Source organism: Klebsiella sp. K-Nf6 (genome assembly GCF_002806655.1).
GTDB lineage: Bacteria > Pseudomonadota > Gammaproteobacteria > Enterobacterales > Enterobacteriaceae > Klebsiella > Klebsiella variicola.
In genome coordinates, this window is the sequence record NZ_PIBN01000001.1 from 817,068 (window position 1) to 830,902 (window position 13,835).

Annotated in this window: 14 protein-coding genes; 5 read left to right on the forward strand and 9 right to left on the reverse strand. The window is 56.4% G+C overall.

Translation table 11 applies throughout. The features are described from left to right. Positions 1-47: 47 nt before the first annotated feature. Entirely contained in the window at positions 48-1,382 is a 1,335-nt protein-coding gene (locus CWM61_RS04030; protein WP_100630722.1) for a 2-hydroxycarboxylate transporter family protein, read from the reverse strand. Between the two features lie 419 nt (positions 1,383-1,801). On the opposite strand from CWM61_RS04030, the gene CWM61_RS04035 reads away from it, so the two are divergent. The 3 genes from CWM61_RS04035 to dcuR all read left to right on the forward strand — a co-directional run bounded on the left by CWM61_RS04035 (position 1,802) and on the right by dcuR (position 5,279). Further along, positions 1,802-2,749, forward strand: coding sequence for an AEC family transporter (locus CWM61_RS04035; RefSeq protein WP_061154102.1), 948 nt, complete (start codon positions 1,802-1,804; stop codon positions 2,747-2,749). 63 nt (positions 2,750-2,812) lie between these two features. Beyond that, the gene (locus CWM61_RS04040; protein WP_100630723.1) at positions 2,813-4,498 is read left to right on the forward strand and encodes an NAD-dependent malic enzyme; all 1,686 of its coding nucleotides are present in this window, start codon (positions 2,813-2,815) and stop codon (positions 4,496-4,498) included. Positions 4,499-4,562: 64 nt separating this feature from the next. Next, positions 4,563-5,279 carry a two-component system response regulator DcuR gene (dcuR, locus tag CWM61_RS04045; protein ID WP_100630724.1) on the forward strand — a complete coding sequence of 239 codons (717 nt, stop codon included), beginning with the start codon at positions 4,563-4,565 and terminating at the stop codon, positions 5,277-5,279. Between the two features lie 30 nt (positions 5,280-5,309). On the opposite strand, the gene lpxM is transcribed toward dcuR, so the two are convergent. The 3 genes from lpxM to znuA all read right to left on the reverse strand — a co-directional run bounded on the left by lpxM (position 5,310) and on the right by znuA (position 8,678). After that, entirely contained in the window at positions 5,310-6,281 is a 972-nt protein-coding gene (gene lpxM, locus CWM61_RS04050; RefSeq protein ID WP_008804253.1) for a lauroyl-Kdo(2)-lipid IV(A) myristoyltransferase, read from the reverse strand. 117 nt (positions 6,282-6,398) lie between these two features. Beyond that, positions 6,399-7,718 carry a murein DD-endopeptidase MepM gene (gene mepM / locus CWM61_RS04055; protein WP_061154098.1) on the reverse strand — a complete coding sequence of 440 codons (1,320 nt, stop codon included), beginning with the start codon at positions 7,716-7,718 and terminating at the stop codon, positions 6,399-6,401. Between the two features lie 15 nt (positions 7,719-7,733). Further along, complete coding sequence (gene znuA / locus CWM61_RS04060) at positions 7,734-8,678, reverse strand: zinc ABC transporter substrate-binding protein ZnuA (protein WP_100630725.1); 945 nt, start codon at positions 8,676-8,678, stop codon at positions 7,734-7,736. A gap of 110 nt (positions 8,679-8,788) precedes the next feature. Here znuA and znuC point away from each other — a divergent pair, with 110 nt between their 5' ends. Next, positions 8,789-9,508 (forward strand): zinc ABC transporter ATP-binding protein ZnuC, encoded by a 720-nt coding sequence (gene znuC, locus CWM61_RS04065; protein ID WP_233446057.1) that lies wholly within the window; start codon positions 8,789-8,791, stop codon positions 9,506-9,508. Next, the gene (znuB, locus tag CWM61_RS04070; RefSeq protein ID WP_074385450.1) at positions 9,508-10,293 is read left to right on the forward strand and encodes a zinc ABC transporter permease subunit ZnuB; all 786 of its coding nucleotides are present in this window, start codon (positions 9,508-9,510) and stop codon (positions 10,291-10,293) included. The genes znuC and znuB overlap by 1 nt, the downstream gene beginning before the upstream one ends. A 63-nt stretch (positions 10,294-10,356) precedes the next feature. On the opposite strand, the gene ruvB is transcribed toward znuB, so the two are convergent. The 5 genes from ruvB to nudB all read right to left on the reverse strand — a co-directional run bounded on the left by ruvB (position 10,357) and on the right by nudB (position 13,834). Beyond that, a complete protein-coding gene (gene ruvB, locus CWM61_RS04075) occupies positions 10,357-11,367 on the reverse strand; it encodes a Holliday junction branch migration DNA helicase RuvB (RefSeq protein ID WP_074385449.1) in 1,011 nt (336 codons plus the stop codon). 8 nt (positions 11,368-11,375) lie between these two features. Then, entirely contained in the window at positions 11,376-11,987 is a 612-nt protein-coding gene (gene ruvA / locus CWM61_RS04080; RefSeq protein ID WP_002911454.1) for a Holliday junction branch migration protein RuvA, read from the reverse strand. Between the two features lie 79 nt (positions 11,988-12,066). Then, the gene (gene ruvC / locus CWM61_RS04085; protein WP_061154094.1) at positions 12,067-12,588 is read right to left on the reverse strand and encodes a crossover junction endodeoxyribonuclease RuvC; all 522 of its coding nucleotides are present in this window, start codon (positions 12,586-12,588) and stop codon (positions 12,067-12,069) included. A gap of 34 nt (positions 12,589-12,622) precedes the next feature. Continuing rightward, on the reverse strand, positions 12,623-13,363 hold the full coding sequence (locus CWM61_RS04090; protein ID WP_061154093.1) for a YebC/PmpR family DNA-binding transcriptional regulator: 741 nt from the start codon (positions 13,361-13,363) through the stop codon (positions 12,623-12,625). A 27-nt stretch (positions 13,364-13,390) separates the two neighbouring features. Beyond that, complete coding sequence (nudB, locus tag CWM61_RS04095; protein ID WP_100630727.1) at positions 13,391-13,834, reverse strand: dihydroneopterin triphosphate diphosphatase; 444 nt, start codon at positions 13,832-13,834, stop codon at positions 13,391-13,393. Position 13,835 lies beyond the last annotated feature (1 nt).

Consider the following 13,835-nt stretch of genomic DNA (forward strand, 5'->3'; position numbering starts at 1 on the left):
TGCCAGCGATGCGGCTGGCAGGTTTTTTTTGCTCAATATCTGGCAGACTACACCATCCAGCTCAACAACAGCGTCGCGGCGATCACCGTTGACGCCCCGCCGATCCGCGTCGCAATCTGGGCAAACGGCATCAACCCCATTCTGTTTGACGCCGAGAGGATGGCCACATCTCCGGTTCCTCCAAGGCCGCTATGGCAGCTGGTCACAATGGCGGCTTCCACCGGATACATATTCAGGCGAGCAGCGATAAAGAAACCGCTCAGCGCCATGGCAATAACGATGGAGCCGCAAACCACGACGTAGCCAACGGAGAACACCGAGACCACGCTCTCCAGCGGCACATACAGCATGCCCAGGCCGATCATCAGCGGCCACACCAGCGCGGCGGAGACAAACTTGTAGCAGCTATGCGCCCCCAGCTCCATCGCCGCCGGGATAACTTTGGTATATTTGCAGAAGACGGCCGCCAGAATCATCAGCACCGGCCCCGGAATATGCACCACCTTCTCCAGCAGACCACCGACGATGAAAAACGCGCAAATCATCAGCAACCCGGCACCCATGAGCTGAAAATCGGTGGGTTGGGTACTCTGATGTTGCGCAAAGACGCTATTATCGTCATGGCTACGGATCAGCATCCCATTGCCGGATAGCGCCGGACGACGTGCGCCCATGCGCGCCAGAAAACCAGCGCAGATAATGGCGAAAATATTCCCAACCACCGCGGCCGGCGCCAGCTGGGCAACATAGACATCAGGCGTTTGCCCGAGAATGGCCGAATAAGCCAGCGACAAAGGCAGGATCCCTTCGCCGATGCCGCCGCCGATAATTGGCACGATAATAAAAAAGAAGGTGTGGTAAATACTGTAGCCAAATAAGCTGCCCACCAGCAGGCCGGTTAATATTGCCGCCCCGGTCCCCACCACCAACGGGACAAACATACGCACCATCCCCTGGATCAGAATAGTGCGATTCATTCCCAGAATACTCCCGACGACCAGACAGGCGATGACGAAATAGAGGAGATTGGCCTCTTTCATCAGCAAGTGCACAGTATCGAGCGTATGAGCTTCAAACACGCCAAAGTAGACCAACACTGAGGGCATCATCAGGCACAAGATAGCCGGCCCGCCAATGTCTTTTAATACTGGCACCATGCGGCCAATCTTAGCCAGCGCGAATCCCAGGGTCATAATGACCGCCAGTCCGCCAATCATATTTTTCGGTAGCAGACCCGCACTCGCTGAGAGCGCGACGATCGCAGCGATACCAATAAAGAGCGTTAACGGTACGGCACCAACGTCGATATTGGATAAAAGTCGTGTCGATTGCCCGTTCGGTTGGGTTTTATCTATCGGGTGGTTGAGTGAATTATTTTCCATATTTTTACCTGAATGATAAGGAGGTAGCGTAGGGTAGTAACGCAATATTAAAATTTGCGTAGCAACATAAACGAAATAGCACTAAACACCGGCTCAACAAAATACACTCAAAACGGTAGCACAGGCGTTTAAAACAAAAAATGACAAACGGTTTTCCGCTGTCGGCTTTGTGACTAAACCATAAAGTTTATTTTAAGTAATTTAATTTATCGTCATAAAGCTAAAGTTAGCATCATCGATAATATTTGCATCTCATTCAAGCAACTCCCTGATTTAACCCTGATTTACCCATTTGTAAGTAAAGTATCCGAGGCGAAATTATTTAAAGGCAGGCGACTGTGATGACTATCACCTTTTAAATATTACGGGATCGCTAGATTGGCGACACAACAACCCAATAAAATATGTCAGGACATCTTATGCCTTCACTACTCTTACAATCCCTTTTCCCATTGGTATTTATCATGCTGCTGGGATGGCTTAGCGGTAAACTAGGCTATACCCGGCGCGAGGATGCCTCCGTTCTTGCCACGGTGGTGATCCGCTTTGCGCTTCCGTTCCATCTTTTTATCGGCGCGTTAAATACCAATCCCGATAAAATTAAAAACTTCACCTTTATGGCGGTGTTAGTCATTGGCCTGATGGGATCCTATTTTCTCACGCTGCTGATCTCACGCTATGTTTTCCGTCATGATATTAAAACCAGCGCGATTCAGTCGCTGGTTTGCGCCTTCCCCGATATGGCCTACTTTGGTGCGCCCGTTCTGGCAGTGCTAATAGGCCCGGAGGGTTTTCTCGGCGTGCTTATCGGAAACCTGGTGACCAGCGTATTGATGATCCCTCTGACTATCATCCTGATTCGCATGGGAGACAAGCACGGAAGCGCGGATGAACCCCAGCTTCATGCCGGACAGCTGATCCTGCAAAACCTGCTGAAAGCCGTGAGAAACCCCATCGTCTGGATCCCGATTTCCGGCGTGTTGCTCAGCCTGGCAGGGGTCCAGTTGCCGCATATGCTCAGTATGCCTATTGAAATGGTGGGTAAAATCGCCGGCGGTCTGTCACTGTTCGCCCTGGGGCTGCTGTTTTACGGCGAACGCCCGACGGTCAATATTCAAACCTGTACCAATATCAGTATCAAAAATCTGATCCAACCGGCAATGATGGCGCTGGCCGGACTGGCCTTCGGGCTCAGTCATACCTTAATGCAACAGGTTATTATCATCGGCGCGACGCCTTCCGCCATCGCCGCAGGGATGTTTGCTCTGCGCAGCGATACCTATATTGAGCCGGCCTCATCCTCTATTTTGCTGGGTACCGCCATCGGCGTCGTCACCGAAGGCATTATGATTTATTTAATTTCGTGAACACGGAACGAAAACCCTTAAGCATCCCGGTCATTATTTACTATGATATTCAGGAGTCATCCAATGTTAGCCACAGAAACCTTATACACTCCCTATAACGGTGCCGTCCTGCTGGAAAATCCGTTATTAAATAAAGGCCTTGCATTTACCGAAAGTGAACGCACAGCATTTAATCTTCAGGGACTGTTACCCCATAATGTTGAAACCATTGAAGAACAAACCGAGCGCGCATGGGGCCAGTTTTGCCAGTTCAAAAAGAGTATTTCACGCCATATCTATCTCAGGAATATTCAGGATACTAACGAGACATTATTCTATAACCTGCTGCGCAGCCATATGAAAGAAACGTTGCCGGTGATCTATACCCCGACGGTGGGAGAAGCGTGCGAACATTTTTCAGAAATATATCGCCGGGGACGCGGTTTATTTATTTCCTGGCCTAACCGTCACCAGATTGACGAAATGCTGCAGGGGTTTTCCCGCAATGATATCAAAGTCATTGTCGTGACCGATGGCGAGCGCATTCTGGGGCTGGGCGACCAGGGGATTGGTGGCATGGGGATCCCCATTGGTAAACTCTCGTTATATACCGCCTGCGGGGGTATTCACCCGGCATCCACGCTGCCCATTATGTTAGATGTGGGTACCAATAACCCGCAGCATCTGGAGGATCCACTGTATATGGGCTGGCGCCATCCGCGCATCAGCGACGAGCAGTACCTTGAGTTTATGGACATGTTTGTCCATGCCATTCAGCAACGTTGGCCGAATGTATTACTTCAGTTTGAAGATTTTGCCCAAAAGAATGCCACGCGACTGCTCAACCGCTATCGTCACCAGCTGTGCTGTTTTAACGATGATATCCAGGGTACCGCCGCCGTGACCTCAGGGACGCTGATCGCCGCCGCGGCCGCGGCCGGGACGCCGATCCGCGACCAGCGGGTAGTTTTCCTCGGTGGCGGTTCGGCCGGATGCGGCATTGCGGAAAAAATCATTGCGCTGATGGTGGATGATGGTCTCTCGGAGGAGGAAGCGCGCCGCCGCATCTTTATGGTTGACCGCTTTGGCCTGCTGACGGATGAGATGCCCAATCTGCTCGATTTTCAACGCAACCTCGTCACGCCGCGAGCCAGTATTGCCCACTGGGATACCGAGTCCGCCCAGCTGTCGCTGATGGATGTCGTACGCAACGTCCACCCTACCGTACTGATTGGCGTGTCAGGCCAGCCGGGGTTGTTTAGCGAGGAGATTGTGAAAGAGATGCATCGGCACTGCCCGCGTCCGATTATTATGCCGCTGTCTAACCCCACCTCCCGGGCCGAGGCCCAGCCGAAGGATTTGCTGGAGTGGACCCGGGGAAGCGCGCTGATCGCCACCGGTAGCCCGTTCGAACTCGTCTTCTACGACGGCAAAACCTACGATATCGCTCAGTGCAACAACGCCTATATTTTCCCCGGTCTGGGGCTGGGGATCCTCGCCAGTAAAGCGCAGCGCGTCACCGAAGCGATGCTGATCACCTGCAGTAAAACCCTCGCAGCCCACTCGCCTTTGGCGACCCGTGAAACCGGTGCTTTACTGCCGCCGGTTGAAGAGATTGAAATGATTTCCCGGGCTATTGCCGCAGAGGTTGCTCGCGCCGCGCAGCGGGACGGCGTCGCGCCGCAGATTGACGAGGCACAGCTGGCGGCGAATATCGATAAAACCTTCTGGCGAGCGCGCTACACCGCCTATAAACGATCGTCATTCTGATCGCCATTCCTCAACTCATCTTGCGGGAAGCCGGCTGGCTTCCCGCCACACCGGGGAACCACGCATGTTCAATGTGCTGATCGTCGATGATGATCCCATGGTAGCCGAACTGAACCGGCTGTTTATCAGCCGGGTGGCTGATTTTCACTGCTGCGGGGTGGCGGCGACGATCGGCGGCGCCAAAGCGATGCTGAGCCATCTGGCGCAGGTCGATCTGCTGCTACTGGATGTCTATATGCAACAGGAGAATGGCCTTGACCTGCTGCCCTCGCTTCGCGCAGATGCGCGGAATATTGACGTCATCATGATGACATCTGCCGCCGATGCGCTCACGCTACAAACGGCGCTGCACTATGGGGTGGTGGATTACCTGATTAAACCGTTTCAGTTTCCGCGCTTTGAGGAAGCCCTGCAGACATGGCGCAACAAGCGTGAGGTGAAGCAGGCGAAATCCTGTTACGCCCAGGCGGATATCGACACCCTGCTGCGTCGCGGGATCCCGCAACAGGAAAGCGCCCGCCGCTTGCCGAAAGGGCTGACTCCACAAACCCTTCGCCTCGTGTGCCAGTGGATTGACGCCCATCAGGCGCGCGATTTTTCGACCAACGAGCTGGCGGCGGCGCTGCAGATATCCAGGGTGTCATGCCGCAAATACCTGATTTGGCTGGAGCAGATAAACGTGCTCTTCACGACCAATCACTACGGTATCACTGGCCGCCCGGAGTATCGCTACCGGCTTGTCGTCGAGAACGTGATGTTACTGACGCAATATAGCCAGTGAGCCGGGAACGCCCACTGGCTCTCTTTTAGACTACTTCTTTGGGAACAGCTCTTTGCGTTTATAAGGCTCGATTTCACCCGGTTTGCGCGTTTTCAGCAGCTTCAGGATCCAGGTGTACTGCTCGGTGTGCGGCTTAACAAACACTTCCACTTCTTCGTTCATCCGCCGGGCGATCGTCGTATCGTCAGCGTCCAGCAGATCGTCCATCGGCGGGCGGACCAGCACCGTCAGGCGATGCGTTTGGCCATCATAGACCGGGAACAGCGGTACGACGCGGGCGCGGCATACCTTCATTAAACGGCCAATCGCGGGCAGCGTCGCCTTGTAGGTGGCAAAGAAATCCACAAATTCACTGTGCTCAGCGCCGTGATCCTGGTCGGGCAGATAGTAGCCCCAGTAGCCCTGGCGCACCGACTGAATAAACGGTTTGATCCCATCGTTGCGCGCGTGCATACGCCCGCCAAAACGACGGCGCACGGTATTCCACACGTAATCAAAGACCGGGTTACCCTGGTTGTGGAACATCGCCGCCATCTTCTGCCCACCGGAGGCCATCAGCATCGCCGGGATATCCACGCCCCAGGCATGCGGAACGAGGAAAATCACTTTCTCGTTATTACGCTGCATCTCGTCGATGATCTCTTTCCCCTGCCAGTCGACGCGGGCAAGGATTTTCTGCGGATCGCGCAGGCCCAGCTCGGCCATCATCACCATCGCCTGCGGCGCCGAGGCATACATGGCGTCGATGATCGCTTCCCGTTCGTGCTCGCTTTTTTCCGGAAAACAGTACAGCAAATTAATCTGCGCCCGGCGCCGCGAGCTTTTCGCCAAACGCCCTACGAAGCGGCCGAGTTTGCCGAGGATCGGATCGCGAAAGGAAGGCGGCGTCAGCGCGATGCCAGCGAAGGCAAAGACGCCCAGCCACGCGCCCCAGTAGCGCGGCAGTAAAAAGGATTTCTCAAACTTAGGGATAAACTCAATATTATTTTTTTTCGTTTCCATGCCCAATCCGCAGGTCGACTGCTTAATCAAGATAATGGGATAGTGTAGCGAGACGTTGGGTAACCTACAAAAGAAAAAGCCGGCGCCCTGGGGCACCGGCTTTCCACTGACCGGTAGTTAGTCAAACCGCAGCTGCGGGACGACCTCTTTGACCTGCGCCAGGTAATCGGTACGGTCGGAACCGCTCAGCCCTTCGGTACGCGGCAGCTTAGCCGTCAGCGGGTTGACCGCCTGCTGGTTGATCCACACTTCGTAGTGCAGATGCGGTCCGGTAGAGCGGCCGGTATTCCCCGACAGCGCGATACGATCGCCGCGCTTCACTTTCTGCCCCGGTTTCACCAGCAGCTTACGCAAGTGCATATAGCGGGTGGTATAGGTGCGACCATGGCGGATAGCAACATAATACCCGGCAGCGCCGCTGCGCTTGGCCACCACCACTTCGCCATCGCCGACTGCCAGCACCGGCGTCCCCTGCGGCATCGCGAAATCGACGCCACGGTGCGGCGCGACGCGCCCGGTGACCGGGTTCAGACGACGCGGGTTAAAGTTAGAGGAGACGCGGAACTGACGCGCCGTTGGGAAGCGCATAAAGCCTTTCGCCAGCCCCGTCCCGTTACGATCGTAGAATTTGCCGTCTTCGGCACGGATAGCAAAGTAGTCTTTACCATCGGAGCGCAAACGCACGCCCAGCAGCTGACTTTGCTCGCGCTTACCGTCGAGCATTTCACGCGACATCAATACCGAGAACTCGTCGCCTTTTTTCAGCTTACGGAAATCCATCTGCCACTGCATGGCCTTGATCACCGCGCTGATTTCGGTACTGGTCAGCCCGGCGTCGCGTGCGCTGGAGACAAAGCTGGCGCCGACGGTGCCCTTCAGTACATTGTTGACCCAGTCGCCTTTCTGCAGCTCGCTGCTCATTTTAAAACCGTTGTCCACACGGGTATAAGTGCGGGTTTCGCGGCGGGACATCTCCCAGGTCAGACTCTGCAGATCGCCGTCCGCGGTCAGAGTCCAGGAGAGCTGCTGGCCAATCTTCAGATTACGCAGCTCTTTATCGGCGGAGGAAAGCTGGGCGATATCACCCATATCGATACCGTACTGGTTCAGGATGCTGCTGAGCGTATCGCCGGTCGACACCACATATTCGTGACCGCCGGCATCGGTATCGGCCTTCTCGTCGAGCTCATCCTGAGGAATGGCTTCTTCTTCCTGCGGGGCCTGGTCGATCGGCTCGGAGGCTTCCGGCAGCAGGGAACGGATCTCGCTTTTTTCCAGTTCAATGGTTCTGACGATGGGGGCGGATTCCGGGTGGTAAATGTAGGGTCGCCAGACGGCGACCGCTAAGGTAAGAACGCTAAGCGACCCCAACATGACGCGATGAGGTCGTGGCAGATTGTTGAATGCCTGAGTGACAGCGCGGGCTATCTGTTGCACGTATTCACTTCCTCGTTAATCTCCTTTCAGGCAGCTCGAATACTGATTCGCCAGCTGGGTCAGGAATTGTGGGTAACTCGCTTTACCCAACGTAATTCCAGTACCCAGCGGATCCAGGGTTCCCATGCGCACAGAAGTGCCCCGGGCAACAGCTTCGATAACCGCTGGCCTGAACTGTGGCTCAGCAAAAACGCACGTGGCCTTCTGCTCAACCAGTTGTGTTCTGATTTCGTGTAAACGCTGCGCACCAGGCTGTATTTCAGGGTTGACGGTAAAGTGCCCCAGTGAGGTCAAACCGTAGTGTTTTTCAAAGTAACCGTAGGCGTCATGAAAAACGAAATAGCCCTTCCCTTTCAGCGGTGCCAGCTCATTGCTAACCTGCTTGTCAGTTGCCGCCAGCGCGGCCTCGAACTGCTGCAGGTTGCTGTCGAGTTTGGCTCGACTCTGCGGCATAAGTTCCAATAATTTATCGTGGATTGCAACCGCCGAAAGCCGCGCTATCTCTGGGGATAACCACAGATGCATATTGTAAATACCGTGATGGTGATCGCCGTCACTTTTTTCTGCTGCGCCGTGGTCATGACCATGATGATCGTCATCGTCGTCAGCGCCGGTCATCAGCAGCGGCTTCACCCCATCCAGCTCCGCGATGGTCACCTTTTTATTCGCCGCAATGCTTTGCGTCGACTTATCCATAAAGGCTTCCATTTCCGGACCAATCCATACCACTAAGTCTGCGTTCTGTAAGCGTTTTACATCAGAAGGCCGCAGTGAATAGTCATGCTCTGAGGCGCCGTCGGGCAATAGCACCTGAGTATCTGTCACCCCATCGGCGATAGCGGCTGCAATAAAGCCCAGCGGTTTCATGGAAGTCACTACGGCGGCGCTGGCCAGCGGAACCTGCGCGAACAAAAAAACAGCGCTAAGTCCAGCGCAAAGAAGCGTATTTTTATGTAACATAATGCGTCTAGTCATCGAAACGAGTGAATGTGATGTGATATTATAACATTCACTAGCTTGTGCAACCCTAAATTACTATGACAAACCTTGTTACGCTGGAAAATGTGTCGGTGGCCTTTGGCCAACGCCGCGTGCTGTCTGACATCTCGCTGGTACTCACGCCAGGCAAAATATTAACGCTACTGGGCCCGAACGGCGCCGGTAAATCGACCCTTGTGCGGGTGGTTCTGGGGCTGGTAGCACCGACAGAAGGTGTCATCAAGCGGGAAGAACGCCTGCGGATCGGCTATGTGCCGCAGAAGCTGCATCTTGACGCCACACTGCCGCTGACCGTCAGCCGCTTCCTGCGTTTACGCCCGGGTACCCGCAAAGACGACATCCTGCCGGCACTGAAACGTGTGCAGGCCGGGCATCTGATCGACGCGCCGATGCAAAAACTCTCCGGCGGCGAAACCCAGCGCGTACTGCTGGCCCGCGCCCTGCTCAACCGCCCACAGCTGCTGGTGCTGGATGAACCGACCCAGGGGGTTGACGTCAATGGCCAGGTGGCGCTTTACGATCTTATCGACCAGTTGCGCCATGAACTGGACTGCGCAGTGCTGATGGTATCGCACGACCTGCATCTGGTGATGGCCAAAACCGACGAAGTCCTGTGCCTGAACCAGCATATCTGCTGCTCCGGCGCGCCGGAGGTGGTCTCCATGCATCCGGAGTTTATCTCCATGTTCGGCCCGCGCGGCGCGGAACAGCTGGGGATTTACCGCCACCACCATAATCACCGCCACGACCTTCAGGGGCGAATTGTACTGCGTCGGGGAAACAGCCGCTAATGATTGAACTTCTGTTACCTGGCTGGCTTGCCGGGATGATGCTGGCCTGCGCCGCCGGTCCGCTGGGCTCCTTTGTGGTTTGGCGCCGCATGTCCTATTTTGGCGATACGCTGGCGCATGCGTCGCTGCTCGGCGTCGCTTTCGGCTTACTGCTTAACATCAATCCGTTTTATGCGGTGATCGCCGTGACCCTGCTGCTGGCCGGCGGGCTGGTGTGGCTGGAGAAACGCCCCCATCTGGCGATCGATACCCTGCTGGGCATCATGGCGCACAGCGCACTGTCGCTGGGGCTGGTGGTGGTCAGTCTGATGTCTAACGTCCGCGTAGATCTGATGGCATACCTGTTCGGCGATCTGCTGGCAGTGACGCCGCAGGATTTGATTGCCATCGCCATTGGCGTAGTGATTGTGATTGGTATCCTGCTCTGGCAGTGGCGACCTCTGCTGGCGATGACCATCAGTCCGGATCTGGCGTTTGTCGATGGCGTGAAGCTGCAGCGCGTGAAGTTGCTGTTGATGCTGGTCACCGCCCTGACTATCGGCGTGGCGATGAAGTTCGTCGGCGCGCTGATCATCACTTCCCTGCTGATTATCCCGGCAGCCACCGCCCGCCGTTTTGCCCGCACGCCGGAGCAGATGGCCGCCGTGGCAGTTGGCGTGGGCATGTTGGCGGTCACCGGGGGGCTAACCCTATCGGCCTTCTACGATACCCCCGCAGGGCCATCGGTGGTGCTGTGCGCCGCCGCGCTGTTTATCCTCAGCATGACGAAAAAAGCCGCCAGCTGAAAATGAAAAAGCCCGGTCATGCTGTTGACCGGGCCTCCACACGCACTGCTCTGCCGCAACGCACTATGGCATTTCCGGCGGCGTAATGCCGAAATGATTCCAGGCGCGCACCGTCGCCATTCTTCCCCGCGGCGTACGCTGCAGAAAACCCTGCTGAATTAAATAAGGCTCCAGCACATCTTCAATGGTTTCCCGCTCTTCGCCGATCGCGGCGGCAAGGTTATCCAGCCCCACCGGCCCACCAAAGAATTTATCTATCACCGCCAGCAGCAGTTTGCGGTCCATATAGTCGAACCCTTCCGCATCGACATTCAGCATATCCAGCGCCTGGGCGGCAATGTCGGCAGAGATGGTGCCGTCATGGCGCACTTCCGCGAAGTCGCGCACCCGACGTAGCAGACGGTTGGCGATACGCGGCGTGCCGCGTGAACGACGGGCCACTTCCAGCGCGCCTTCGTCGCTCATCTCCAGCCCCATATGGCGGGCGCTGCGGCTGACAATATGCTGTAGATCGGGTATCTGATAGAACTCCAGACGCTGCACGATGCCAAAGCGGTCGCGCAGCGGCGAGGTCAATGAACCGGCCCGGGTGGTGGCGCCGATCAGGGTAAACGGCGGCAGATCGATTTTGATGGAGCGCGCCGCCGGACCTTCGCCAATCATAATATCCAGCTGATAGTCTTCCATCGCCGGGTAGAGCACCTCTTCCACCACCGGCGAGAGGCGATGGATCTCATCGATAAACAGCACGTCGTGCGGTTCGAGGTTGGTGAGCATCGCGGCGAGATCGCCTGCTTTCTCCAGCACCGGGCCGGAGGTGGTGCGCAGATTCACCCCCATCTCATTGGCGACAATGTTCGCCAGGGTGGTTTTCCCCAACCCAGGCGGGCCAAAAATCAGCAGGTGATCGAGGGCGTCGCCGCGCAGTTTCGCCGCCTGGATAAAGATCTCCATCTGCGAGCGCACCTGCGGCTGGCCGACATACTCTGCCAGCAATTTTGGGCGGATGGCGCGGTCAACGGCCTCTTCTGCGCCGCTGCTGTCTGCCGAGATCAGCCGGTCTGCTTCAATCATCCCTTACCTCACAACGCGGCGCGCAGCGCTTCGCGGATTAGCGTTTCACTATTGGCGTCCGGACGCGCGATCTTGCTTACCATCCGGCTGGCCTCCTGCGGTTTATAGCCCAGCGCGACCAGCGCGGCAACCGCTTCCTGTTCGGCATCATCTGCCGTCGGGCCTGCCGGTGAAGTCAGCACCAGATCGGCCGCCGGAGTGAACAGGTCGCCGTGCAGCCCTTTGAAGCGGTCTTTCATCTCGACGATCAGGCGTTCAGCGGTTTTTTTGCCAATCCCCGGCAGCTTCACCAGCGAGGCGACTTCTTCCCTCTCAACGGCGTTGACGAACTGCTGCGCCGACATGCCGGAGAGGATCGCCAGCGCCAGCTTTGGCCCCACGCCGTTGGTTTTAATCAGCTCTTTAAACAGCGTACGTTCCTGTTTGTTGTTAAAACCATACAGCAGCTGGGCATCTTCACGCACCACAAAGTGGGTAAAGACTATCGCCTCCTGACCGGCCTCCGGCAGCTCATAGAAGCAGGTCATTGGCATATGCACTTCATAGCCGACGCCCGCTGTTTCCAGCAACACCAGCGGGGGTTGTTTTTCGAGAATGATGCCTCTGAGTCTGCCTATCACATGGGGCTCCTGCGTTATGGTCTAAGTATCTGGCGGTATCATAAAAAAAGGCTGGATAGATATCCAGCCTGATTTGCGATTATCGTAAGCGCCCTCGCGCCAGATTGAGCCGGGTCTCACTAATCTGAGCGGCATTCTGGCTAACATGGCAGTGGGTGATGGCAATCGCCAGCGCATCCGCCGCATCCGCCTGCGGATTGGCAGGCAGCTTGAGCAAGGTACGCACCATGTGCTGGACCTGGCTCTTTTCGGCACTGCCGATCCCGACAACGGTCTGCTTGACCTGGCGGGCGGCGTATTCAAACACCGGCAGCGACTGATTGGTCGCTGCAACAATCGCCACTCCCCGCGCCTGGCCGAGCTTTAACGCCGAATCGGCGTTCTTCGCCATAAAGACCTGCTCAATGGCGAAATAGTCGGGCTGGAACTGGGTGATGATCTCCGTCACCCCAGCGTAAATCAGCTTCAGCCGCGACGGCAGATCGTCCACTTTGGTGCGGATGCATCCGCTGCCAAGGTAGCTCAACTGCCGTCCGACCTGACGGATCACGCCATAACCGGTGACGCGCGACCCCGGGTCAATGCCGAGAATAATAGCCATCACGCGCCTCCAGTTAACCGTGGATGCGACTGCATCACAGGGTGGCTGCGACCTCGTCGGAGATCTCGCCGTTATGGTACACTTCCTGCACGTCGTCGCAGTCTTCGAGCATATCGATCAGACGCAGCAGCTTCGGCGCCGTCTCGGCATCCATATCCGCTTTGGTGGACGGGATCATCGAGACTTCGGCAGCGTCGGCTTTCAGGCCAGCGGCTTCCAGCGCGTCGCGCACGGCGCCCATCTCTTCCCACGCGGTGTAGACGTCGATGGCGCCGTCGTCATAGGTCACCACGTCTTCTGCGCCGGCTTCCAGCGCCGCTTCCATGATGGTGTCTTCATCGCCTTTCTCGAAGGAGATGACGCCTTTCTTACTGAACAGATAGGACACGGAGCCGTCGGTACCGAGGTTACCACCGGTTTTGGTGAAGGCGTGACGCACTTCCGCAACGGTACGGTTACGGTTGTCGGACAGACATTCCACCATTACCGCGGTACCGCCAGGGCCATAGCCTTCGTAAATGATGGTTTCCATGTTCGCGTCTTCATCACCGCCGACGCCGCGCGCGATGGCGCGGTTCAGGGTGTCGCGCGTCATGTTGTTAGACAACGCTTTATCAACGGCTGCACGCAGACGCGGGTTGGAAGCCGCGTCGCCGCCGCCCAGACGCGCCGCAGTCACCAGCTCGCGAATGATTTTCGTAAAGATTTTACCGCGTTTAGCATCCTGTGCCGCTTTGCGGTGTTTGGTGTTGGCCCATTTACTATGACCTGCCATAAAAAACTCTCCAAAAAGCGCGCCCTTTCAGGCGGCGTTAATTACAAATTCTTCAATCGCCTGCCGGTTGCTCCACGACTTGGTCAGCGCAGCGGCTTCCGTCGCGCTGACCCAGCGGTAGGCCAGATGTTCGGTGAAGGTAATCTCCCGCTCATGAGGCAGCGCAAGACAGAACCAGAATTCTGTATTGCGCTCTACACCCGGCGCATAGCGATGACGCAAATGAGAAAATATCTCGAACTCCACCGTGCGCTGACAGTCAATTAAGGTCAGTTGCTCGCAGGCAACATCAATGGCGACCTCTTCCTTTACTTCACGCGCGGCGGCCTGCAGCGCGGTCTCTCCTGCTTCTAGGCTGCCGGTCACCGACTGCCAGAACGCGGGATCGTCGCGCCGCTGTAACATCAGCACCCGTTTCGTATCTTTGGCGTAAATCACCACCAGCACCGAAACGGGCAGCTTAAATGACATA

Coding starts and splice junctions, on each gene's coding strand:
- nudB (WP_100630727.1), bottom strand. CDS start 13,834: ATGTCATTTAAGCTGCCCGTTTCGGTGCTGGTGGTGATTTACGCCAAA.
- ruvC (WP_061154094.1), bottom strand. CDS start 12,588: ATGGCTATTATTCTCGGCATTGACCCGGGGTCGCGCGTCACCGGTTAT.
- CWM61_RS04035 (WP_061154102.1), top strand. CDS start 1,802: ATGCCTTCACTACTCTTACAATCCCTTTTCCCATTGGTATTTATCATG.
- lpxM (WP_008804253.1), bottom strand. CDS start 6,281: ATGGAAACGAAAAAAAATAATATTGAGTTTATCCCTAAGTTTGAGAAA.
- CWM61_RS04090 (WP_061154093.1), bottom strand. CDS start 13,363: ATGGCAGGTCATAGTAAATGGGCCAACACCAAACACCGCAAAGCGGCA.
- znuB (WP_074385450.1), top strand. CDS start 9,508: ATGATTGAACTTCTGTTACCTGGCTGGCTTGCCGGGATGATGCTGGCC.
- CWM61_RS04030 (WP_100630722.1), bottom strand. CDS start 1,382: ATGGAAAATAATTCACTCAACCACCCGATAGATAAAACCCAACCGAAC.
- znuA (WP_100630725.1), bottom strand. CDS start 8,678: ATGTTACATAAAAATACGCTTCTTTGCGCTGGACTTAGCGCTGTTTTT.
- ruvB (WP_074385449.1), bottom strand. CDS start 11,367: ATGATTGAAGCAGACCGGCTGATCTCGGCAGACAGCAGCGGCGCAGAA.
- CWM61_RS04040 (WP_100630723.1), top strand. CDS start 2,813: ATGTTAGCCACAGAAACCTTATACACTCCCTATAACGGTGCCGTCCTG.
- dcuR (WP_100630724.1), top strand. CDS start 4,563: ATGTTCAATGTGCTGATCGTCGATGATGATCCCATGGTAGCCGAACTG.